This window comes from Bacteroides sp. A1C1 (assembly GCF_004328515.1).
Lineage (GTDB): Bacteria > Bacteroidota > Bacteroidia > Bacteroidales > Bacteroidaceae > Bacteroides > Bacteroides uniformis.
The window spans coordinates 1,613,125-1,636,069 of sequence record NZ_CP036491.1 but is presented as its reverse complement, the minus strand read 5'-3'; the positions used below and the strand labels follow the sequence as shown (position 1 = coordinate 1,636,069).

At 47.5% G+C, this 22,945-nt stretch carries 20 protein-coding genes; 12 read left to right on the top strand and 8 right to left on the bottom strand.

Translation table 11 applies throughout. From position 1 onward, the window contains the following. Positions 1-15 precede the first annotated feature (15 nt). A complete protein-coding gene (locus tag EYA81_RS06865) occupies positions 16-1,914 on the top strand; it encodes a RagB/SusD family nutrient uptake outer membrane protein (RefSeq protein WP_131225546.1) in 1,899 nt (632 codons plus the stop codon). 77 nt (positions 1,915-1,991) lie between these two features. Here EYA81_RS06865 and EYA81_RS06860 read toward each other — a convergent pair whose 3' ends face one another. Further along, positions 1,992-2,999, bottom strand: coding sequence for an aspartate-semialdehyde dehydrogenase (locus tag EYA81_RS06860; RefSeq protein ID WP_117965608.1), 1,008 nt, complete (start codon positions 2,997-2,999; stop codon positions 1,992-1,994). Between the two features lie 154 nt (positions 3,000-3,153). Between EYA81_RS06860 and EYA81_RS06855 the strand changes: the two genes are divergently transcribed. From EYA81_RS06855 to EYA81_RS06845, 3 genes are all read left to right on the top strand, one after another. Beyond that, positions 3,154-5,283 (top strand): cation:proton antiporter, encoded by a 2,130-nt coding sequence (locus EYA81_RS06855; protein WP_117965605.1) that lies wholly within the window; start codon positions 3,154-3,156, stop codon positions 5,281-5,283. 1 nt (position 5,284) lies between these two features. Next, a complete protein-coding gene (locus EYA81_RS06850; protein WP_117600250.1) occupies positions 5,285-5,995 on the top strand; it encodes a ThiF family adenylyltransferase in 711 nt (236 codons plus the stop codon). Positions 5,996-6,059: 64 nt separating this feature from the next. Next, on the top strand, positions 6,060-6,719 hold the full coding sequence (locus EYA81_RS06845; protein ID WP_117600251.1) for an ABC transporter ATP-binding protein: 660 nt from the start codon (positions 6,060-6,062) through the stop codon (positions 6,717-6,719). A gap of 62 nt (positions 6,720-6,781) precedes the next feature. Here the strand turns inward: EYA81_RS06845 and EYA81_RS06840 are convergent, their stop codons facing one another. Then, entirely contained in the window at positions 6,782-7,732 is a 951-nt protein-coding gene (locus tag EYA81_RS06840; protein ID WP_117965602.1) for a helix-hairpin-helix domain-containing protein, read from the bottom strand. 6 nt (positions 7,733-7,738) lie between these two features. Next, positions 7,739-9,106, bottom strand: coding sequence for a sodium-dependent transporter (locus tag EYA81_RS06835; protein WP_117600253.1), 1,368 nt, complete (start codon positions 9,104-9,106; stop codon positions 7,739-7,741). A gap of 103 nt (positions 9,107-9,209) precedes the next feature. Between EYA81_RS06835 and EYA81_RS06830 the strand changes: the two genes are divergently transcribed. Continuing rightward, positions 9,210-9,593 (top strand): VanZ family protein, encoded by a 384-nt coding sequence (locus EYA81_RS06830; RefSeq protein ID WP_005824913.1) that lies wholly within the window; start codon positions 9,210-9,212, stop codon positions 9,591-9,593. A 2-nt stretch (positions 9,594-9,595) separates the two neighbouring features. Here the strand turns inward: EYA81_RS06830 and murF are convergent, their stop codons facing one another. Beyond that, positions 9,596-10,894 (bottom strand): UDP-N-acetylmuramoyl-tripeptide--D-alanyl-D-alanine ligase, encoded by a 1,299-nt coding sequence (gene murF, locus EYA81_RS06825; protein WP_117600254.1) that lies wholly within the window; start codon positions 10,892-10,894, stop codon positions 9,596-9,598. A gap of 184 nt (positions 10,895-11,078) precedes the next feature. Here murF and folP point away from each other — a divergent pair, with 184 nt between their 5' ends. From folP to EYA81_RS06805, 4 genes are all read left to right on the top strand, one after another. Further along, positions 11,079-11,930, top strand: a complete 852-nt coding sequence (folP, locus tag EYA81_RS06820) for a dihydropteroate synthase (RefSeq protein ID WP_117965599.1) — start codon at positions 11,079-11,081, stop codon at positions 11,928-11,930. Between the two features lie 26 nt (positions 11,931-11,956). Further along, entirely contained in the window at positions 11,957-12,721 is a 765-nt protein-coding gene (gene cdaA, locus EYA81_RS06815; protein WP_005824908.1) for a diadenylate cyclase CdaA, read from the top strand. Between the two features lie 79 nt (positions 12,722-12,800). Then, the gene (locus EYA81_RS06810; RefSeq protein WP_117965597.1) at positions 12,801-14,339 is read left to right on the top strand and encodes a TldD/PmbA family protein; all 1,539 of its coding nucleotides are present in this window, start codon (positions 12,801-12,803) and stop codon (positions 14,337-14,339) included. Positions 14,340-14,361: 22 nt separating this feature from the next. After that, entirely contained in the window at positions 14,362-15,681 is a 1,320-nt protein-coding gene (locus EYA81_RS06805) for a TldD/PmbA family protein (RefSeq protein WP_117965594.1), read from the top strand. 2 nt (positions 15,682-15,683) lie between these two features. Here the strand turns inward: EYA81_RS06805 and EYA81_RS06800 are convergent, their stop codons facing one another. Genes EYA81_RS06800 through EYA81_RS06785 form a run of 4 tightly spaced genes read right to left on the bottom strand, consistent with a single transcriptional unit; the run spans position 15,684 to position 18,733 of the window. Next, a complete protein-coding gene (locus EYA81_RS06800; RefSeq protein WP_117965591.1) occupies positions 15,684-16,700 on the bottom strand; it encodes a GNAT family N-acetyltransferase in 1,017 nt (338 codons plus the stop codon). Between the two features lie 35 nt (positions 16,701-16,735). Continuing rightward, positions 16,736-17,650: a DUF2156 domain-containing protein gene (locus EYA81_RS06795; protein WP_117600259.1), complete on the bottom strand. Its 915-nt coding sequence runs from the start codon at positions 17,648-17,650 to the stop codon at positions 16,736-16,738. Positions 17,651-17,702: 52 nt separating this feature from the next. Next, complete coding sequence (locus EYA81_RS06790) at positions 17,703-18,398, bottom strand: LrgB family protein (protein ID WP_005824898.1); 696 nt, start codon at positions 18,396-18,398, stop codon at positions 17,703-17,705. Then, positions 18,395-18,733, bottom strand: a complete 339-nt coding sequence (locus EYA81_RS06785) for a CidA/LrgA family protein (RefSeq protein ID WP_117600260.1) — start codon at positions 18,731-18,733, stop codon at positions 18,395-18,397. Before EYA81_RS06785 ends, EYA81_RS06790 begins: the two co-directional genes overlap by 4 nt. A gap of 322 nt (positions 18,734-19,055) precedes the next feature. On the opposite strand from EYA81_RS06785, the gene pta reads away from it, so the two are divergent. The 3 genes from pta to EYA81_RS06765 all read left to right on the top strand — a co-directional run bounded on the left by pta (position 19,056) and on the right by EYA81_RS06765 (position 22,874). Beyond that, positions 19,056-20,075 (top strand): phosphate acetyltransferase, encoded by a 1,020-nt coding sequence (gene pta, locus EYA81_RS06775; RefSeq protein WP_117600262.1) that lies wholly within the window; start codon positions 19,056-19,058, stop codon positions 20,073-20,075. A 21-nt stretch (positions 20,076-20,096) separates the two neighbouring features. Next, positions 20,097-21,293 carry an acetate/propionate family kinase gene (locus EYA81_RS06770; protein WP_117965588.1) on the top strand — a complete coding sequence of 399 codons (1,197 nt, stop codon included), beginning with the start codon at positions 20,097-20,099 and terminating at the stop codon, positions 21,291-21,293. Between the two features lie 180 nt (positions 21,294-21,473). Further along, a complete protein-coding gene (locus tag EYA81_RS06765; RefSeq protein ID WP_117965585.1) occupies positions 21,474-22,874 on the top strand; it encodes an alkaline phosphatase in 1,401 nt (466 codons plus the stop codon). Positions 22,875-22,945: the final 71 nt, after the last annotated feature.

Below are 22,945 nucleotides of genomic sequence, written 5' to 3'. Positions count from 1 at the left end.
ATAGTAATTGCAGTTATGAAAAAGAAAAATTTATTATACATCGTTTGTGCGTTGGCAATGGGCTCGCTCTGCGGTTGCGACGATTTTTTGAATAAAGACCCGCAGGACAAGCAGACCAATGACACTTATTGGCAGACTGAAACTTCTTTGCGTACTTATGCGCAAGACTTCTATTCTTCCTACTTTACAGGATATGGTACCGACTATACTGTTTTTGCCGGTTATTTCTCTGGAGATGACTATACGGATGATTTTATCAATCTGAATAATGCAAATACAAACGGTTCAGGATATATTTATTTCTCCACTTCTGCCACTACGGACTGGAATAGCCAGACAGGAACTTGGTCGGGCAATTATAGTGTTATTTATAAAGCCAATGTCATGCTTGAGAAGATTCCCGGAATGAATATTTCGGACGAAGCCAAGAGACACTGGGAAGGTATTGCACGCTATTTCCGTGCAATGGCCTATAGTACGCTGGCAAAGTATTATGGCGGTGTTCCTTACTACGATAAGGTGACAGACCCGGCAGACCCGGCTCTTTATAAAGACCGTGATTCTTATTTGTATGTAGCGCAGAAGATACAAGAGGATTTTCAATATGCATTGGATAATGTACGTACGGATGATACGAAGCGCCAAGTCAACAAATATGTGGTTGGTGCGTATATGTCACGCGAAATGCTGTATCATGCCACATGGCTGAAGTATCACGGTACTACTGTAGGTCCTACTTCAGAGAAGGTGGCGGATGGTGATATTAAGAACTTGCTGCAAGGAGCCATTAATGGTGCAGAGGTAGTGATGAACTCTGGTATCTATTCAATAGGCAATACCTATAATGCTTTGTTTACTACGGACGATTTGGCTAACAATCCGGAAGTCATCTGGTATCGTGAATATACAAGCGGTTTGCAGTGTAATGCTTTGATGTCCTACAATGGTCCGGAAGATCAGACTCAGGGTGGTGTGACGCAAGATGTAATCAACACTTATCTTTGTAGTGACGGTTTGCCGATAGGTCAGTCTCCGCTGTATCAAGGTAAGGAAGACCCGAGTATTCAGAAGTCATTTCAAGACCGTGACCCGCGTTTGTATCAAACAGTTGCCGACAGTCTTCGTATCATGAGCGCCATGGGGACAAATTATACCGAAGGTACATCACCAACGGGATATCCTACCAAAAAGTTCTTGAACGACGAGTGGTGGGTGGCTGGTCTGGATTATTGTACCGGTAGATTAAGTCCGGCTGATGCGCCGTGCATCCGCTATGCGGAAGTATTGCTGAACTATGTAGAGGCGCGTTATGAGATTGCCCAAGTGGGTGGTAACGCTTTCACTCAGAGTGACCTTGACAAGTCTATCAATGAACTCCGTGACCGTCAGCTGACGAAGTGGGGAGATACTGAAGCCAAGACAATGCCGAAAGTTCAACTGAACGGCGGCAACTTGAGTGTGAATGGAGTTGTTATCAATGACCCTGCCCGTGACCCTGATGTCAATCCGGTTTTGTGGGAAATCCGTCGTGAGCGTCGTATTGAGTTGATTATGGAAGGCCGTCGTGGTGAAGACCTCCGTCGTTGGGCCAAGTTTGAATACTTAAACTCAGAAGATGCAAATGGTTATCCTGCCATGTCTTTCCTGGGTGCTTATGTCAATATGGCCGATTATCCGGAAATATCTTCAAAAGATGATTCCGGCAAGAGAGTGCTCTATCTGTTCGACCCGGAGAATCCGGGTAATGAGGATACTGAAAAAGGGTATATTTATTATCTTCGTGAAAAGGAACTTCGCATATTCAAGGCTGGTGAATTGAATTCGGAACGCTACTATTTGCGTGCCATACCGGCTGCACAGTTGACTATTTATGAGAATAAAGGTCAGGCGTTGACTCAGAACCCAGGTTGGTAATATTATAAAGTAGATTATAAAAATAAGGGATGTCCTCACAAAACGAGGACATCCCTTATTTTTTATTCATTGTTCTCTTACAGTGCCTTTTCCTTAATCAGGTATTCTGCAATCTGCACCGCATTCAGTGCAGCCCCTTTTTTGATTTGGTCACCTACAATCCAGAATGTCAATCCGTTCTCATTGCTGAGGTCCTTACGGATACGACCAACGTAAACCGGGTCTTTGCCGGCGAGGAACAACGGCATGGGATATTCTTTTTCTGCCGGGTTGTCCATCAGAACCAAGCCGTCGCCTTTGGCAAATGCTTCGCGAGCTTCTTCAGTGGAGATGGGACGCTCTGTCTCTACCCAGATGCTTTCGGAGTGGGAACGGAGGGCAGGAACACGTACACAAGTAGCACTGACTTTTACGTCAGAGTGCATAATCTTGCGTGTCTCGTTGTACATCTTCATTTCCTCTTTGGTATAGCCGTTTTCGGTGAATACGTCGATTTGCGGAATGAGGTTGAATGCCAGTTGGTAAGCGAATTTCTCAACGGTTACGGGTTCGCCTGCCAATACCTGGCGGTATTGCTCGTACAACTCGTCCATGGCAGCAGCGCCGGCACCACTAGCAGCCTGATAGGTAGAAACGTGTACGGTCTTTATATGGGAAAGCTGTTCGATGGCTTTCAGTGCCACTACCATTTGGATAGTAGTACAGTTGGGGTTGGCGATGATGCCGAGAGGACGTTCTTTGGCGTCGGCGGCATTCACTTCGGGCACTACCAAAGGTACATTGTCGTCCATACGGTAAGCGCTGGAATTGTCAATCATCACTGCTCCGTACTTGGTAATGGTTTCGGCAAATTCTTTGGAGGTGCCTGCGCCTGCGGAAGTGAAAGCGATATCAACCCCTTTAAAGTCATCATTGTGTTGCAAGAGTTTCACCTCGATCTGTTTACCGCGGAAGGTATATTTGGTTCCGGCACTGCGTTTAGAACCGAACAATACTAACTCGTCCAACGGGAAATTTCTTTCATCGAGCACTCGCAGGAACTCTTGTCCCACGGCTCCGCTTGCTCCAACAATAGCTACTTTCATTTTTCTTTTGTTTTAAATTAAGTTTATAAAAAAGTGAAATACTATCTCTAAAAAGATAGAATCGGTCGCAAATTTATAACAAAATGCTGTATAGCACCGCATAAAGTGAAAAGTTTTTCGTTATTTTGCATTCAAAACCTAAAACTTATAGCCTATGGATTGGTTTGACTTCAGCTTGAAACTTCCCATCACCGACCCTACATGGATATTCCTCCTTGTACTCCTCATTATATTGTTTGCTCCCATATTGTTGAATAAGCTTCGTATTCCGCACATTATCGGAATGATACTGGCGGGGCTTGTCATTGGGGAGCATGGTTTCAATATCTTGGTGCGTGACAGTAGTTTTGAGCTTTTCGGCAAAGTAGGCTTGTATTACATCATGTTCCTTGCCGGTCTGGAAATGAATATGGGGGACTTCAAACAGAACCGGGGCAAAGCGCTTGTACTGGGACTCTTGGCTTTTATTGTGCCCATAGGCATAGGCTTGGTAACGAATATAGCTTTGTTGAAGTATGGGGTACTGACCTCTGTCCTACTGGCAAGTATGTATGCGTCGCATACGCTGGTGGCCTATCCCATCGTGATTCGTTACGGTGTGTCGCGGCATCGCAGTGTGAGTATTGCAGTGGGGGGGACGGCGGTTACGGATACACTCACTTTGCTGGTTCTGGCCGTTGTGGGTGGTATGTTCAAGGGGGAGTCGGACGGCTTCTTCTGGGTATGGCTTGTCATAAAGGTTATCTTCCTGGGTATTTTGATTGTATATCTGTTTCCACGCATAGGCCGTTGGTTCTTCCGGAGGTACGATGACAACGTGATGCAGTTCATATTTGTGCTTGCCATGGTTTTCCTCGGAGCCGGATTGATGGAGTTTGTGGGGATGGAAGGTATCCTGGGTGCTTTCCTTGCAGGTTTGGTTTTGAACCGGCTGATTCCGCATGTCTCTCCGTTGATGAACCATCTGGAGTTTGTGGGCAACGCCTTGTTTATTCCCTATTTCCTGATAGGTGTGGGTATGTTGATTGATGTGCATGTGATTTTCGGTCATGGCGATGCTCTGAAAGTAGCGGCTGTAATGATTGTGGTGGCATTGGCAGGTAAATGGATTGCCTGCTGGCTGACGCAGAAAATATATAAAATGGGAGGGATTGAACGGGAGCTGATGTACGGATTGAGCAATGCACAAGCAGCGGCAACGCTGGCGGCTGTGTTGGTGGGGTACAACATCATTCTGCCCAATGGGGAACGCTTGCTGAACGATGATGTTTTGAATGGTACCGTCCTGCTGATTCTTGTAACTTGCGTTGTGAGTTCGTTCATTACGGAACGTGCCGCACGGAAGATTGCCATGGAGGAGGCGCATCTGGAAGAAAACCGCTCCGTGGAAGCGGAGAAGATATTGATTCCGATAGCCAACCCCGATACGATTGAAGACCTGATAAATCTTTCTTTGGTGATACGCGACCCGAAGCAACGGGATAATCTGTTGGCACTGAATGTCATCAACGACGATAGCAGTTCTGAAAGTGCCGAATTGCGTGGGAAACGCTATCTGGAAAAGGCTGCTATGATAACGGCCTCGGCAGATGTGCCGTTGAGGCAAATCACACGTTACGACTTGAATATCGCTTCGGGCATTATCCATACGGCAAAAGAATATGCGGCAACGGATGTCATTATAGGTCTGCACCGTAAGGTCAATATTGTGGATTCATTCTTCGGTATGCTGACGGAGAATCTGCTGAAAGGCTTGCATCGCGAGGTGATGGTTTCCAAATTCTTGATGCCTATTAACACAATCAGGCGGGTGATTGTGGCGGTACCTCCGAAAGCCGAGTATGAGGCGGGATTCCTGAAGTGGGTGGAACATTTCTGTCGGTTGGGGAGTACTTTGGGTTGCCGGGTGCATTTTTATGCCAATGAAGAGACTACCGCCCATCTTCAAGGGCTGGTGAAAGCCAAATATGGACAGACATTGACTGACTTTTCTCGCCTGGACGATTGGGGGGATTTACTGATATTGACCGGACAAGTGAACTTTGACCATCTGTTAGTGATTATCAGCGCTCGTCGGGGCTCCATCTCCTATGACAGCTCCTTCGAGAAGTTGCCGGCACAAATCAGTAAATATTTTGCAAACAATAGTCTGATTGTGTTGTATCCAGACCAACTGGGTGAACCGCAGGATGCGGTATCCTTCTCAAATCCGCGTGGCAACAATGAGTCGCAGCATTACGAGAAGGTAGGCAAATGGTTCTATAAGTGGTTTAAGAAAAGCTAAAATGGAAGATTGGAAACAGCGAACACAACTCCTGCTGGGAGATGAAAAGATGGAACGGCTATGCAAGGCGCATGTACTTGTCGTAGGACTGGGTGGTGTAGGTGCTTATGCGGCCGAGATGCTATGCCGTGCCGGAGTGGGGCGGATGACGATTGTCGATGCCGATACCGTGCAGCCAACGAACATAAACCGTCAGTTGCCGGCTCTGCATTCTACCCTGGGGCAGAAGAAGGCGGAGATATTGGCATCACGTTTTAGGGACATTAATCCGGCTCTGGAATTGAGAGTGTTGCCCGTATTCCTGAAAGATGAGAACATACCGGAACTGCTGGATGCTGCGGCTTATGACTTTGTGGTGGATGCCATTGATACGCTTGCTCCAAAATGTCACTTGATAGTGGAAACCATGAGGCGGCATATCAAGATTGTGTCCAGCATGGGGGCGGGAGCAAAGAGTGACATTTCGCAAGTGCGCTTTGCCGATATATGGGATACCTATCATTGTGGATTGAGCAAGGCTGTGCGTAAGCGTCTGCAAAAAATGGGCATAAAGCGGAAACTTCCAGTTGTTTTTAGCACTGAACAGGCTGACCCGAATGCCGTTTTGCTGACGGACGACGAGATGAACAAGAAGTCCACCTGTGGAACAGTGAGCTACATGCCTGCAGTTTTTGGCTGCTATTTGGCCGAATATGTAATTAAAAGACTATAGTAATAGCACTTGAAAGAAAACTATCAAATAGTAAATAGTAAATTGTCAAATTGTAAATAGCCTAGTGATTCATTTAGAGAATATAACCAAGAGTTTCGGTAACCTGCAAGTGTTACGGGGTATTGACCTGGAGATAGAGAAAGGGGAGATTGTCAGCATTGTAGGCCCTAGTGGAGCGGGTAAAACTACCTTGCTGCAAATCATGGGTACGTTGGACATGCCGGATGACGGTTCAGTGGTTATTGACGGTACACAAGTCAACCGTATGAGGGAGAGGGAACTTTCCGCATTCCGCAACCGGCATATCGGCTTTGTGTTCCAGTTCCACCAACTTCTGCCGGAGTTTACGGCTTTGGAGAATGTAATGATACCGGCCTTTATTGCCGGAAAAGGACAGCAGGAAGCCAAGGAAGCAGCTACGGAAATTCTTGAATTCATGAGGCTTGCCGAACGGGCCTCCCACAAACCGAATGAGTTGTCGGGAGGTGAGAAGCAGCGTGTGGCGGTGGCCCGTGCTCTCATTAATCATCCGGCAGTGGTGCTGGCAGATGAACCTTCCGGCAGTTTGGATACCCATAATAAGGAAGAACTGCACCAGCTCTTTTTTGATTTACGTAACCGTTTCGGACAAACGTTTGTTATCGTAACCCATGATGAAGGACTGGCGCAGCTCACCGACCGGACGATACATCTGATAGACGGGGAAATCAATAAAATGGTCTGAGCCTGTCAGTGCGGTTTTTCCAAGTTCGATATGGTGGTTTGCCTCGTTGAGAGAGTGGCATGTTATTCAAAGCAGATGTAGTGGCTGATTCTCTCTAAGTCGGTATCGGAGAATTCCTCGTAAAGTGCAAAAGGTTTCAGGCTATGAAGGTCGCCTTTCTTCTTTCGGTATTCTACAAAGGCCTTTGCCTGGTAGAAGTTGATGTAAGGATGGTTGCGCAGCCTCTCTATGCTACTATGGTTCAGGTTGATGAGGCGGATGGCTCGGGTGTCGATGGAAAACCAAGACTGCAATTGGCTGGTGTCCAAATGGATTTCTTGTAGTTGCGTGATGTCGTAGAACCCTCCCAAGCGTTGCCGGTAACCGATGATTAGACGGGCAATGCCGCTACCGATGCCTGGTATTTTCTTCAGCTCTGTGGTGTCGGCGCGGTTCAGGTCGACAAGGATTCCAGCCGGATATTTTTCCGGTGCAATTCGGGAAGTAGCAGCGCTATTATTACTCGAAGGAGAGTTGTACAACTGGACGGTTCTTGTCTCTGTGTCTTCCGGAGTGATGTGGATATAGGGCAGGAGTGTCTGATATTGTTTTTCTGTCATTCCATATATTTTCCGGAAATTTTCTGCCTTATGGAACTTCCCTCCTTTACTACGGTAGCGGAGTATGTTCCGCGCCATCCATCCGGGCAGTCCCAGTCGGCAAAAAGTAACGGAGTCGGCAGTATTGGGATTGAAACGGACCAGGGAGACGGTTGTCGGTTGTTTTGGAGAGGAAGAATTAAGTCTGTTGTCCCATTTTTGTTCCTTTTCTTGTATGGATGCGATGAACGATTCGTATTCTGCCATGGCAGTGGCCTGCCGCCGGATTGCTTCATCGGAGAGAGGGCGGTGTTCTCTTTGGTATATATAAATATACCCGGAGAGAAAGACGAGAATGATGCCGATAATCAAAACCAGTATTCCGCGCCTTTCTCCCCGGGAGAAATAAAGGAATTCTTTGAAGGGGTTCTGCATGATGGCCTATTTCAGAAAACCCAGTTCATTGATAAAAATCAGTGCAATTCCTATAGGAGCAATGTATTTCAGGATGAATATCAATAGCTTGTAGACGGATACTTTCAGAGTGCCGTTGTTGCTGACTTCTTCCCATACGATTTTCTTGTCCAGATACCAGCCTATGAAGATGGAAATGAACAAACCGCCTAACGGTAACATTAGCTTGGCCGTTACAAAATCGAACAAATCGAATAGGTTTAACCCGAATACGGTATAGCTCTTGCCGATACCGAGAGACAGTGAGCAGAATACTCCTAAGAAAATACAACCTGCTGTCACATATCTGGCTGCTTTGCTGCGTGAGAACTTGAACTCTTCATGCAGATAGGCGGTTACCACTTCGTGCAGGGAAATGGTGGAAGTAAGTGCTGCCAATGCCAGTAGGATATAGAACATCAGAGACAGCAGTATCGCCAGCCAGGGAATATTGCCGAACGCTTGCTGAAAGACATTCGGTAGGGTGATGAATAGCAGGCTGGGACCCGCATCCGGTTTGATACCCACAGAGAAGGCGGCAGGGAAAATGATGAATCCTGCCAAAATAGCTACCATAGTGTCGATGGCGGCCACGTTGAGTGCCGTTTTGGGCAGGTTCGTATCATTGCGGAAATAGGAGGCATATGTACAGAGACATCCCATCCCCAAGCTCAAGGAGAAGAATGCCTGGCCCATAGCTCCAAGGAACACATTGCCGTCCACTTTGCTGAAGTCCGGTTTCAGCAGGAATTCAATACCTGCTCCTGCTCCGGGCAGAGATATAGAGCAGATGGCAAGGATTATCAATAGGACAAACAGCATCGGCATCATGATTTTGGCTGATTTTTCAATACCTTTTTCCACTCCTTTGACAATAATGAGATGGGTGGCCAGCAGGAACAGCACCAGCCAGATGACCGGACGCCAGGGGTTGCTGACAAAGCTGTTGAAGGATGCGATGAAATCGGCTGCCGATTTCCCGGCAAAACTGTTTGTGGCTGCTTCCCCGATAAACTCAAGCGTCCATCCTGCCACAACGGAGTAATATCCCAGAATAAGGAATCCGGCCAGTACGCCCATACGTCCTACCCAGCGCCAATGCGTGCCGGGTGCTAATTTTTGATAAGCCCTTGCTGTATTGGCACGCGAGCGCCTGCCGATGAGGAATTCTGCAATCATGATGGGGATGCCGAGAATGAGCACGCAAACCAGGTATACAAGGATAAATGCTGCACCTCCGTGATTCCCGGTCTCAAACGGGAAACGCCAGATGTTACCTAAACCGACTGCGGAGCCTGCCGAGGCAAGTATGACACCTAATTTGCTTCCGAAGTTGGCTCTGTCACTTTTTGTCATAAAACGTAGATTTTTCTTTCAATTCGTTATTAATACCACCTAAAACATGCAAATATAGAAAATGTTCTGTACTTTTGCGCACAGTTCGTTGATTATTTGGTATATGCTATATTATATTAAGAAATATCCGGTGTCGCTTTTTATTATTCTGACGGTGATTTATCTTTCATTCTTTAAACCGCCTTCTACAGAAATAAGCAAGATTCCCAATATAGACAAGGTGGTGCATATCTGTATGTATTTCGGCATGTCGGGAATGCTGTGGCTGGAGTTTCTTCGCGCTCACCGGAGAGACAACGCCCCTTTATGGCATGCATGGGCAGGGGCGTTTGTCTGTCCCGTTTTGTTCAGCGGAATGGTGGAGTTGCTGCAAGAATACTGCACGACATACCGCGGCGGAGACTGGCTGGATTTTGCGGCCAATACCACGGGAGCGGTGCTTGCATCAATGGTCGGCTATTTCATTTTAAGGCCAAGGATGAAATAGGATTATAAGTATTCAACTACGGAACTTAGCTTGATGCCGTTCGACCCTTTTATCAGAATTGTTTTCCCACAAGGTTTCTCTCTTTGCAGCTCTGCGATGAGTGCGGTTACATCGGGATAACTCTGATAAGAGTGGCGTGTGGCGGCAAACAATTTCCCAACAAGAGCTACGTCCTTGAATCCGCATTCTTCCAGATAGTCTGCAATCTTCTGGTGCTCGTCGGCACTGTCTTTACCCAATTCCCGCATATCTCCCAATATCAGCATTTTGTTTTTGGCCTGCATGTTCCGGAAGTTACTGATGGAAGCCATCATGCTTGTGGGATTGGCATTATAGGCATCGATAATCAGTGTGTTGTCCGCTGTTTTTTTCAGTTGTGAACGGTTGTTTTGTGGGGTATATCCGGCCAGTGCTTTATCTATTTGCTCCGGTTCCACACCAAAAAAATGTCCGATGGTGACAGCTGCCAGAGCATTGGGGAAGTTATATTCACCGATAAGTTGGGTTTGTACTTCGTGATATTTGCTTTCGTTTCCCGTTTTCCACTCGAAGGTGAGGTAAGGAGAATTGCCGGTGACGTGTCCGTTGATGTACAGCTCGTCCTCGCTGCCGTAGGCAATCTGGTGGAGTCCGTAGGCTATCTTTTTCAAGTAGGGGTTGTCGTTATGGATGAAGATGGTAGCTTCTTTCCGCGTCCGCAGATAGTCGTACATCTCTCCTTTGGTCTTGATGACTCCTTCAAAAGAGCCGAATCCCTCCAGATGGGCTTTTCCTACGTTGGTAATGATTCCGTAGTCAGGTTCGGCTATCTCTACCAGCTCCTTGATGTCTCCCGGGTGGCTGGCGCCCATTTCCACTACGGCAAGTTCGTGTTCAGGGCGCAGGCGGAGTAAGGTGAGGGGAACACCGATGTGATTGTTCAAATTTCCCAAGGTATAGAGCACGTTGTGAGTTTGCGAAAGTACGGTGGACATCAGTTCCTTGGTAGTGGTCTTTCCGTTTGTACCCGTAATGCCGATGATGGGTGTACGCATCTGCCGACGGTGGTAATTGGCAAGTTGTTGCAAGGTTTTCAAGCTGTTTTCCACCACGATGTATCGTGTATCGCCTGCGGGGGCATAGGCTTCTTCATCTACTATGGCATAAGCACTTCCGCTTTCCAGCGCCCGGGCGGCAAAGGCATTTCCGTTGAACGACTCGCCTTTCAGTGCAATGAATAAAGAACCTTGGGGGCAGTTACGGCTGTCAGTAGTGACACTGGTACATGTTAGGAATATCTGATGTATAGCTGTTATATTCATGACTTTATAATTAAATCAATCTGTGTGAATCTGTGTAATCTGTGGTAAACCATCGTGCAAAGATATAGTTTTAATCCTCTCCCTTCCCGGGTACAAGCAAAAAACTTATCAGTTTTATGAGTTTATGTATTTTGAAACCACTTTTTTGTTTACATTTGCAGGTACTATATAGAACAGACTGCCTATGGAAATTACAACTGCCCGATATATAAATGTCAACGGTTCGCTGCTTGACCTTTCTCAACCCCGTGTCATGGGCATACTGAACGTTACTCCAGATTCCTTTTATGCCGGTAGCCGTACACAGACAGAGGCGGAAATAGTACGCCGGGTGAAACAGATAGTTTCGGAGGGAGCGGCCATTATTGATATAGGCGCTTACTCTTCCCGTCCCAATGCCGACAATGTCTCTGCCCGGGAGGAGATGGAACGGCTGCGTATGGGGCTGAAAATACTTTTTGAGATACAGCCGGATGCTGTGGTGTCGGTAGACACTTTCAGGGCGGATGTGGCAAGAATGTGTGTGGAGGAGTATGGGGTTGCCATCATCAACGATATTGCGGCCGGTGAGATGGATGCGGATATGTTCCATACCGTTGCGGCGTTGAATGTGCCTTATATTATGATGCACATGCAAGGCACTCCGCAAAGTATGCAGCAGCATCCTCATTACGACAATCTTCTGGAAGAGGTTCTCTTGTATTTTGCACGCAAGGTGCAGCAATTGCGTGACTTAGGTGTGAAAGACATCATTCTGGACCCCGGTTTCGGCTTTGGAAAGACAATAGAGCATAATTATGAATTGCTGTCCCATCTGGAAGATTTCCGTATTTTTGAGTTGCCTTTATTGGTAGGTGTTTCACGTAAATCGATGATATACCGCTTGTTGGACATTACTCCTCAGGAGGCGCTGAATGGTACTACGGTGCTCGATACCATCTGTCTGCTGAAAGGTGCTGACATTCTCCGCGTACACGACGTGAAAGAAGCCGTGGAAACCGTACGGATTGTGCAAGCTATGCGAAATAATTCCTAGTCCCTAACCCCTAATCATTCGATATCGTGTTTTTTGAATTTGGAATAAAAGATTTTATAGATATTCTGTTAGTGGCTTTTTTGCTGTACTATACGTATAAGCTGATGAAAGCCTCCGGTTCTATAAATGTGTTTACGGGTATCCTGGTGTTTATCTTGATATGGCTGGTGGTATCGCAGGTGCTGGAGATGAAATTGCTCGGTTCTATCTTCGACAAGCTGGTCAGTGTAGGCGTGCTGGCGCTTATCATTTTGTTTCAGGACGAGATACGGCGCTTCTTGCTGACACTCGGCTCGCATCAGCATGCCAGTGCGCTGGTGCGCTTCTTCACCGGTAACAAGAAAGAGAAGCTGGAACATGACGACATCATGCCGGTGGTAATGGCATGTATCAGTATGGGGAAGCAGAAGGTTGGTGCCCTGATTGTCATTGAACATAATCTGCCTTTGGATGATGTGGTGCGTACGGGAGAGATTATCAATGCCGATATAAACCAGCGTCTGATTGAGAATATTTTCTTTAAGAACAGTCCGTTGCACGATGGAGCGATGGTTATCAGTAAGAAACGTATCAAAGCGGCGGGATGTATCCTGCCTGTTTCCCATAATCTGGACATTCCTAAGGAACTGGGGCTGAGGCATCGTGCTGCCATGGGGATTTCCCAGGTGTCTGATGCGCATGCCATCATTGTATCGGAGGAGACCGGAGGCATTTCAGTGGCTTACAAAGGACAATTCTATCTGCGTCTGAATGCAGAGGAATTGGAAAGTTTGTTAACAAAGGAAAGCTGAGGTGTGACAAAATCTCCTATTTTTACGTCATATAACTATGATATAAAAAACAATATCTTATAACTAATAACTGAAAAGGATGGATAGACGAAATTTCTTGCGGACGGGAAGTCTGGCGATGTTAGGTTCGCTGGCAGTACCCTCGTTGGCTATGCCTGCGTCAGTACGCGGAGCTTTAGGAGGAGCAGATAATCAGTCTGCCGTAGCTTCGGCAATGGTTCACTTCGGTGTGACGGAGGCTGACTTGAAGAAAGTGATGGCTGCCGCTCTGGAAAAAGGCGGCGATTATGCTGACCTTTATTTTGAACACACATTCAACAACAGTGTGGTTCTGATGGACGGCAAAGTAAACAACTGTGGAGCTAACATTGACTTCGGTATGGGCGTACGCGTATTGGCAGGCGACCAGACGGGTTATGCTTATGTGGAAGGGGTAACTATGGAAGAAATGCTGCGTGCTGCACGTACTGCTGCCCGTATCGCCTCTTCGGGCAAGGCCGGAAAATCTGTAGGACTGACGGAAAAGACAATTGCCAAAAGCCGCTATGCCGTCACTGAACCTTGGGAGGACGTGAGTGTCAAGGCAAAGATACCTTATTTAGAAAAGCTGAACGAAAAGATTTTCTCTTTGGACAATCGTGTACGTAAGGTGCAGGCTTCTCTTTCTGACAGTACATCGCACGTGCTGTTCTGTAATTCCGAGGGCGTGAGCTACTACGACTACCGTCCGATGGTTTCTTTTATGGCAGTCTGCATCATGGAAGAGAATGGAAAGATGGAGAACGGTTATGCCGGTCGTTCTTACCGCAAGGGTTTTGAATTCATGACGGATGACATCGTGGATATTATTGCACGTGAGGCGGTGGATAAGACTGCTATCTTGTTCAAGGCTGTGAAACCCAAAGGTGGCGAAATGCCCGTCGTGATGGGGGCTGGCGGTTCGGGTATCTTGTTGCACGAAGCCATAGGACATGCTTTTGAGGCTGACTTCAACCGTAAACGTACTTCCATTTTCTGCGACCTTTTGGGAAAGAAGGTGTGCGATGAGCATATCAACGTGGTGGATGACGGTACCATCGCCTTCAATCGTGGAGCCGTGAATTTCGACGATGAGGGTGTGGAAGGTCAGAAAACCTATATCGTGAAGGAAGGTATCCTGACCAGTTATCTGCACGACCGCATCAGTGCCAAGCATTATGGGGTGGCTCCTACTGGAAACGGACGTCGCGATACTTTCCGTAATACTCCTATCCCCCGTATGCGTGCCACTTATATGGAAGCCGGCAATATGAAGGAAGCGGACATTATCTCCACCGTGAAGAAAGGTATCTATTGTGACCAGTTTACCAATGGCCAGGTGCAAATCGGTGCCGGAGACTTTACCTTCTTTGTGAAGTCGGGTTACTTGATTGAGGATGGCAAGCTGACGCAGCCCGTCAAGGATATAAATATCATCGGTAATGGTCCGAAAGCATTGGCTGACATCACGATGGTGGCAAATAACGATAAGATTGACAACGGTACTTGGACTTGTGGTAAAGACGGTCAGTCTTGTCCCGTTACCTGCGGTATGCCATCGGCACTAGTCAGCAAGCTGACTGTAGGAGGAGAAAGTTAATTATCAACTATCAATTAAAGACATGATTACAGACGACAATAAGAAATTGGCACAATGGGCAATGGAATATGCCTTGAAGAACGGTTGCCAGGCAGCCAAACTGGTGCTATATACAAATTCTAATTCTTCTTTTGAACTGCGTGACGGCAAAATGGACCGTTTGCAGCAGTCTACGGAGAATGGTTTGGGATTGAATCTTTATGTGGACGGACGTTTCGGCTCTTTTTCCACCAATCGGCTGGATAAGAAAGAATTGGAAACTCTTATCACGAATGGTATAGAGTCTACCCGCTATCTGGCGGTGGATGAGTCGCGTATGCTGGCCGACCCTGCACGCTACTATAAAGGAGGCAAGCCTGACTTGCAGCTTTTTGATAAGAAACTCTATGAAGTCAACCCGGATGATAAAGTGGCGATTGCCCGTGCTGCTGCAGAGGAGGTATTGGGCAAGGATGAGCGTATCATTTCGGTTGATTCTTCTTATAGTGATGGTGAGGGTTCTTCCTATCGTTTGATAAGCAACGGATTTGAAGGCGAGTCGAAGAGTACCTGGTTCTCTGTCTCAGCCAGTGTATCCATTAAGGGAGAAGGTGAAGCGCGTCCTCAGGATTACTGGTACGACTCGGCTCTGTTCTATGATAAATTGACGAAGACGGGAATCGGTGCCAAGGCATTGGAACGCGTATTGCGCAAGCTGGGACAGAAGAAAGCAAAGTCGGGTAAATATACAATGGTGGTTGACCCTATGAATGTGGGAAATCTGCTCAGCCCGATGCTAAGTGCATTGTATGGCAGTGCTCTGCAACAAAAGAATTCCTTCCTGATGGACAAGCTGGATGCGAAGGTGGCTTCGGACCTCTTCACGTTGCGTGACGAGCCGCATGTCATCGGTGCAAACGGTTCGCGCTACTTCGATAATGAGGGTGTGGCTACTGAACCCCGCACTGTCTTTGATAAGGGGGTGCTGAAAACTTATTTCATCGATACCTACAATGGTAAGAAGATGAATATGGCTCCTACTATCAGTACGCCTTCACGCCTGATTCTGGTACCGGGTGATAAAGACCTGAACGGGTTGGTGGCAGATGTTAAACAAGGCATTTTGGTTACGGGCTTCAATGGCGGTAACAGCAATAGCAGTACCGGTGACTTCTCTTATGGTATAGAGGGGTTCCTTATTGAAGACGGTAAGCTGACACAGCCTGTCAACGAAATGAATGTGACGGGTAACATGGTTGCTTTGTGGAATTCCTTGGTTGCTGTGGGCAATGACCCTCAACCAAACCGCTCATGGCAGATTCCTTCGTTGGTATTTGAGGGAGTCGACTTCAGCGGATTGTAATGCTAGTTCAACATCAAGCTCATATATGGGCTTGATGTTGCAAATATTTTTTCGGTGAGTTCACCGATTGTAAGTGCCAAGTGGCTGCCTGGCAGACGCTTGGCACTATTCATACATTTACCATTGTTGAGGTAGTAGTAACCGTTATTGGCACTGACTTGCTCATCAGTAAGATGAATGCTGAGTTCCAGTTCCGGATGGACCGTAGCATAGAGTTGCAGCATGGTTTTGGCATTGATGATGCGTGCCATGCCCAAAAGTTGGCTTTTATCGGTAGTGGGAGGAGTGAGAACCCGGATGGACGGGAGATTCAGGCTTTGGCAGATATGTTGAAGCAGTAAAGTGTTTGTTACGGGAGTATCCGACACGATTTCTCCAATGTGCCAGTTGGCTTTCCCTATCGGATAGGTAATGGCCAAAGCCGTGATTTCCTTCCCATTGCTCAAAGTGCAAACGAAGCCCTGCCCCAGTTGTAAATCGGCAATGATAACCTGAAAATCCTCTTTCGTATGCTGAATGCAGCAAGGGCGCTCCCGCAATTTCCGGTCGAGATATTCATATCTTTTTTCACTATACTCGGCAGACATTTCCAAAGTAAGGCCCGTATCGGCTGCCGGTATGCCGGAAGCGATAAAAGTCTCTTCGGCATAGCGGAATACGGGTGCATAACCACTGCGGGCATAGTAGTCGAACAGCCACGGCTCTGCCGGTATCAGGGTGGATAAGGCGACATTATTGTGTAGCATCCGTGCAAAGGCTTGTGATAACAGCTCGTGCATTACGCCCCGGTTACGGTAATCAGGGTGTGTGCAAGCGCCGGATATATAGGCTGTATGAATATCTTCTCCTTCGAACGTCATAGGATAAGGCAACATTTGTAGGGAGGCAATCACTTCTTCGCCGCTTTGGATGGCAATATTGATATCATTGTTGTAGCGGAGCCGAAAATACAATTCAGTAAATTCCTCACTATCATTGAAACAGAGCTTCCATAGCTTCTTTACCTTTTCCCGCATCATCAATCCCTTATTCTTTTAATCCTTAATCCTTACTCTCACCACTTAATCGCTTCCACCGGCTCGTCTTTCAGACATGCCACGTATTTTTCCAGAATAATGGCAGGCTGGTACGAAAGTTTGGCCTTGCGCAATCCTTCAATACCCAAATCCTCTTCACGGTTGAGGTAGACATATTGTTCGGGGATGTGGTTGGCAAATTCATAGTTAATCATTGCGTATGCTCCGTCTATGCTGGTATCGGCCTTTTCCACATGTACCCCGAAGGTATCTTGGTTGATGGGCATTCCGAAAGTGAAGGCGGCAATTTTGCCGTCTACATGCAGGATGCCTCCGGTCAGTCCCAGTTCTTCAAAATTGTGGAGGGCGTAGACCAGTGCGCGACGTTCGTTGCCCGTTCCTTCATGCTGGTCGCAGTTGTTGGCCTTACACCATTCAGCTTCCAGGTCCAGACATTCCTGGATGCGGTCGGGAGTGATGGGAGTATATTCGTAATTATAGGTGCGTTTAAATTTGTTGACATGATTCCGTTTGGACTGGAATTTCTTTCCGGCAAGCGTAGCGAGCTCTGTACGCAGATAGAGGTAATCGGCATAATCCCGGTCTGCTGTGAACTGGAATTTTCCGGGCATGAAGGCTTCCAGTTCCGAGCACATGCCCGAACATATTCCCAGCAGGCAGAAAGGTTCTCCTTCCCGGTGTGCGTCTTCGACCAGTGCGTCCAGTACTTTTGTCAAATCTCCGTTGCCTATCGGCATCATGTACACCAGTTCGTCGTTTGCCCAGAATTTCAGTAGGAGGAAGCCGTCCATGATGGCAAACTTTGTATTGTATAGAAAACGCCAGCTGCATAGGTTGGAGAAAGAGAGGTCGCAATTCCGTCGCGGACTGTTCTGTGTATAGGAGGTAATCAGTTTTTTGTCTTGTAATTCGATATCTTTAAATGAAATCATACGTTGTTTTTAGTTGGTTATGATTATAGATAACAAAAATAAGAAGATTTTGTTAGAGTAGCCCTAATAATCGCAGGATAGTTGGGGTCAGCAATGCTGTGAAGATACCGTTCAGGGTCAGGCCGAGGCTGGCGAATGCGCCGTATTTGCGGCTGATGTCCATGGCAGTGGAAGTTCCTACCGCGTGGGCGGCGGCTCCCAAGGAAAGGCCTTGTGCCATAGGACTGCCGATGTGGGTCAGTTTCATGGTCTTGAAGCCCAGTATTCCTCCCAGTAAGCCTACGCAGACCACTACGGCGGCGGTAAGTGAGGGAATGCCGCCCAGCGACTTGGTTACTTCCATGGCTATCGGCGTAGTGACCGACTTGGGTGCCAGGGAGTAGATTATCTCGTCGGAAGCCCCCATCAATTTAGCTATCAGCACGACAGAGATAACTCCCACAATGCAGCCGGCAAGTTGTGACAGCATGATGGGGAGCAGTTGTTTCTTAATCGTTTCCAATTGGAGGTATAGGGGGACGCCCAGAGCTACAACAGCGGGCTTTAGCCAGAATTCTATCAGATGTCCTCCTTCATTGTAGGTCTCATAACTGATATGTGTCATCTTCAGGAAGACAATGAGGATGGCGATTGTCAGCAGGATGGGGTTCAGCAACATGATGCCGGTCTTTTTCTGCAGGAGTTTGGCTAGAAAGAAAATCCCGAAGGTGACAGCCAATAGGAAAAATTCGTTTTCTAAAAAGTTCATTTGATTTTACGTGTTAGTTGGTGAACCCATCCGGTGACTACAATCACCAGCAGGGTGCTGATTATGGAAGCGGTTACTATCGGCCAGAACTCGGAGGCGATGACATCGAAGTAAAGCATGAGGGCTACACCGGGCGGTACAAAGAAAAAGCCCAGGTTGGCAACCAGGAAGTCGGACATACCCTGCACCCAGTGCAGTTTAATCCAACCCAATTTCAAGAATAGGGTGAGCAGCAACATACCGATGATGCTGGAAGGCAACTTGATACCTGTAAGGAAAACAATCAGTTCACCCAAAGCTAAGCATCCGAAAAGGATGGCGCATTGACGAATCATACTATTATAATACCTATTGTTATATGTTGAAAACGCTGCAAAGGTAGGTATTCTATGTATTGCTTGTTATCGTTATAACCTGATTTTTTTCATGTCGTTTGCAGAGTCGGGTAGGTTATTCCTGCCGGACGGGTAATTGTTTGTTGCAGAGGGGTACGTGCGCGTACACACGAATGCGGGGAACAGCTAATGTTAAATAATATAATAATTATGGACTGAACAGTAAAAAGACCGACATTTGCAATGTAGATATTGCAAAATTGTGTACTTTTGCGGCGTGAATAACACATACTGCCGATTCTTAATAGACAATTAAAATATCATGCAAAGATTAATTAATGAAATTGTTGAGCGCGCCAAAGCAAACCGCCAACGAATTGTTCTTCCCGAGGGTACGGAAGAACGTACATTGAAAGCTGCCAATCAGATATTGACTGATGGGGTGGCCGACTTGATTATCCTTGGAAAACCTGCTGAGATAGAGGCTTGTGCCAAAGAGTGGGGATTGGGGAACATCAATAAGGCTACCATTATCGACCCGGAAGACCATCCTAAGAAAGAAGAATATGCCCAGTTGCTTTGCGAACTTCGTAAGAAGAAAGGCATGACCATCGAAGAGGCTCGCAAGCTGGTTGTCGACCCGCTTTATTTAGGCTGTCTGATTATAAAGAATGGAGATGCTGACGGCCAGTTGGCAGGTGCACGCAACACTACGGGCAATGTACTTCGTCCTGCTTTGCAGATTATCAAGACTGCTCCGGGCATCACTTGCGTTTCGGGTGCCATGCTGCTGCTGACGCATGCTCCTGAATATGGAAAGAACGGCATCCTGGTGATGGGTGACGTGGCTGTGACTCCGGTGCCCGATGCAGAACAATTGGCACAGATTGCCGTATGTACGGCACGTACAGCTCAGGCAGTTGCCGGTCTCGATCCGAAAGTTGCCATGCTGAGCTTCTCTACCAAGGGCTCTGCCAAGCACGAAGTGGTGGATAAAGTGGTTGAGGCATTGAAGATTGCCAAGGAAATGGCTCCCGACATTGCCATCGATGGTGAGTTGCAGGCCGATGCTGCTTTGGTGCCGGAAGTAGGTGCAAGCAAGGCTCCGGGTTCTTCCATTGCCGGACATGCCAATGTACTGGTTGTTCCCAGTCTTGAGGTGGGTAATATTTCCTATAAGCTGGTACAACGTCTGGGACATGCCGATGCTGTAGGTCCTATCCTGCAAGGTATTGCCCGTCCGGTGAACGACCTTTCACGCGGTTGCTCCATCGAGGACGTTTATCGCATGATTGCCATTACTGCAAATCAGGCTATTGCAGCCAAAAAGAACGCTGAATAACTTCTAAATCTGATATATAATATGAAAATCTTAGTATTGAACTGCGGTAGCTCGTCCATCAAGTACAAATTGTTTGATATGGACCGGAAGGAAGTTATCGCCCAGGGTGGTATTGAAAAAATTGGTTTGAAAGACTCTTTCCTGAAGTTCACCTTGCCCAGCGGTGAGAAGAAGATTCTTGAAAAGAATATTCCCGAACATACTGTAGGTGTGGAATTTATTCTGAACACCTTGACAAACCCTGAATATGGAGCCATCAAGTCTTTGGACGAAATCAATGCCGTAGGCCACCGTATGGTGCATGGAGGCGAAAAGTTCAGCGAGTCTGTACGACTGACGCCGGAAGTGCTTGCCGCCTTCACTGCCTGCAACGACCTGGCTCCGCTCCACAATCCTGCTAACCTGAAGGGTGTAAATGCAATATCTGCTATTCTGCCGGATGTTCCGCAGATTGGTGTATTTGATACGGCTTTCCACCAGACCATGCCGAAGCATGCCTATTTATATGCCGTGCCTTATGAGCTTTATGAAAAGTATGGTGTACGCCGTTACGGTTTCCACGGGACATCCCATCGTTATGTATCACAGCGCGTCTGCGAATTCCTGGGTGTAGAGCCGGCAGGAAAGAAGATTATCACTTGCCACATCGGTAACGGCGGTTCCATTACTGCCATTAAGGACGGCAAGTGCGTGGATACCAGCATGGGCCTGACTCCGCTTGAGGGGCTGATGATGGGTACCCGCAGCGGTGATATCGATGCCGGTGCTGTTTCCTTCATTATGGAAAAGGAAGGTCTGGATGTAAACGGTATATCCAACCTCCTGAACAAGAAGAGTGGTGTGCTGGGTATCTTCGGTGAATCCAGTGACATGCGCGACCTGGAAAATGCCGTAGCTGCCGGCAATCCGAAGGCTGTCCTGGCTGAAGAAATGTACTTCTACCGTATCAAGAAATATATCGGTGCCTATGCCGCTGCTTTGGGTGGTGTGGATATCGTAGTATTTACCGGTGGTGTCGGTGAGAATCAGGCAAGTGCCCGCTGGGGTGCATGCGAAGGCCTGGAATTCATGGGTATAAAGCTGGATGCTGAGAAGAACAAAGTACGTGGTGAAGAAATGGTTATTTCTACCGAAGATTCTCAGGTGAAGGTAGTGGTAATCCCCACTGACGAGGAGCTGATGATTGCTTCGGACACGATGGATATTCTGAAGAAGTAATATCGCTGTAATATCTCCCGGTTCCGGCTTCCCGGAGTCCGGATGTGGTTTCGCCCCTGCAAATATGTAATGTATTTGTAGGGGCGAAATGTTTTCCGAATCCTTTAAAATTGCTATCTTTGTTACTCGGTTAAAAACAATAAAGGCAATTTTCCGAATAACTTTAAATAAGAACTGCTTATGAAACGATTAATGTATGTGTTGTTCTTTGTACTGCTGACCAGCGGCATGGCCTATGCCCAGCAGGCGAAGTACGTGTTTTATTTCATCGGTGATGGAATGGGTGTGAACCAGGTGAACGGTACGGAGATGTATCTGGCCGAACAAGAAGGGCGCATCGGTGTAAAGCCTTTGCTGTTCACTTCTTTCCCGGTTGCCAGCATGGCGACTACCTTCTCTGCTACCAACTCTGTGACTGACTCTTCTGCTGCTGGAACAGCCTTGGCTACCGGTGTTAAGACTTACAACGGCGCTATCGGTATGGACGATAATAAGAGTGTGCTCCAGAGTGTGGCCGAGAGAGCTAAAAAGTCCGGTAAGAAAGTTGGGGTAACTACCAGCGTCAGCGTGGACCATGCTACTCCCGCCGCATTCTATGCCCATCAGCCGGACCGTGGCATGTATTACGAGATAGCCCTCGACCTGCCGAAAGCCGGTTTCGACTTCTATGCAGGCGGTGGTTTCTTGAAACCGACTACCACTGTCGACAAGAAAGAGGCTCCGAGCATCTTCCCTATCTTTGAAGAAGCCGGTTATACCGTTGCAAGAGGCCTTGACGAATATAAGTCGAAGTCTGTCCAGGCGGACAAGATGATTCTTATCCAGAAAGAAGGGGCAGAGCCTTCTTGCCTGCCCTATGCCATCGACCGCCAGGAAGGCGACCTGACACTGGCCGAAATTACCGAGAGTGCCATCTCTTTCCTGACCAAAGGCAGTAACAAGGGTTTCTTCCTGATGGTTGAAGGTGGAAAGATTGACTGGGCCTGCCACGGAAACGACCCCGCCACAGTCTTTGAGGAAGTGGTGGATATGGACAACGCCATCAAGGTGGCTTACGAGTTCTATAAGAAGCATCCCAAAGAAACGCTGATTGTGGTAACTGCCGACCATGAAACCGGCGGTCTGGGGCTGGGTACCGGTAAGTACGAGCTTCAACTGAAAGCCCTTGCCAAGCAGAAGCAGTCTCAGGATATCCTTTCACGTTCCATCACGGACTTACGCAAGATGCGCAAGGTTATCAACTGGCCGGAAATGAAGGAATTCCTGGCAGAAAAGATGGGTTTCTGGAAAGAACTGCCGGTAAGCTGGGAGCAGGAGAAGATGCTGCGTGATGCTTACGAAGAATCATTTGTGAACAAGCATGTAGTGTTTGAGGAAAGTCTTTATGCCAAGACTGAGCCCCTGGCCGTTGCCGCCAAGAAGGTGATGAGCCAGATTGCCATGGTAGGCTGGACCAGCGGTGGCCATACAGCCGGATATGTGCCGGTATTCGCAGTAGGTGCAGGTTCCAAGCTGTTCGTGGGTAAGATGGACAACACGGAAATCCCGAAACGCATAGCCAAGGCTGGCGGATACAAATAATAAAAGGTCACCACAGATTACACGGATTCTCACAGATTGGAAGCTCTGAAATCAAGTATAAGAGACTAATC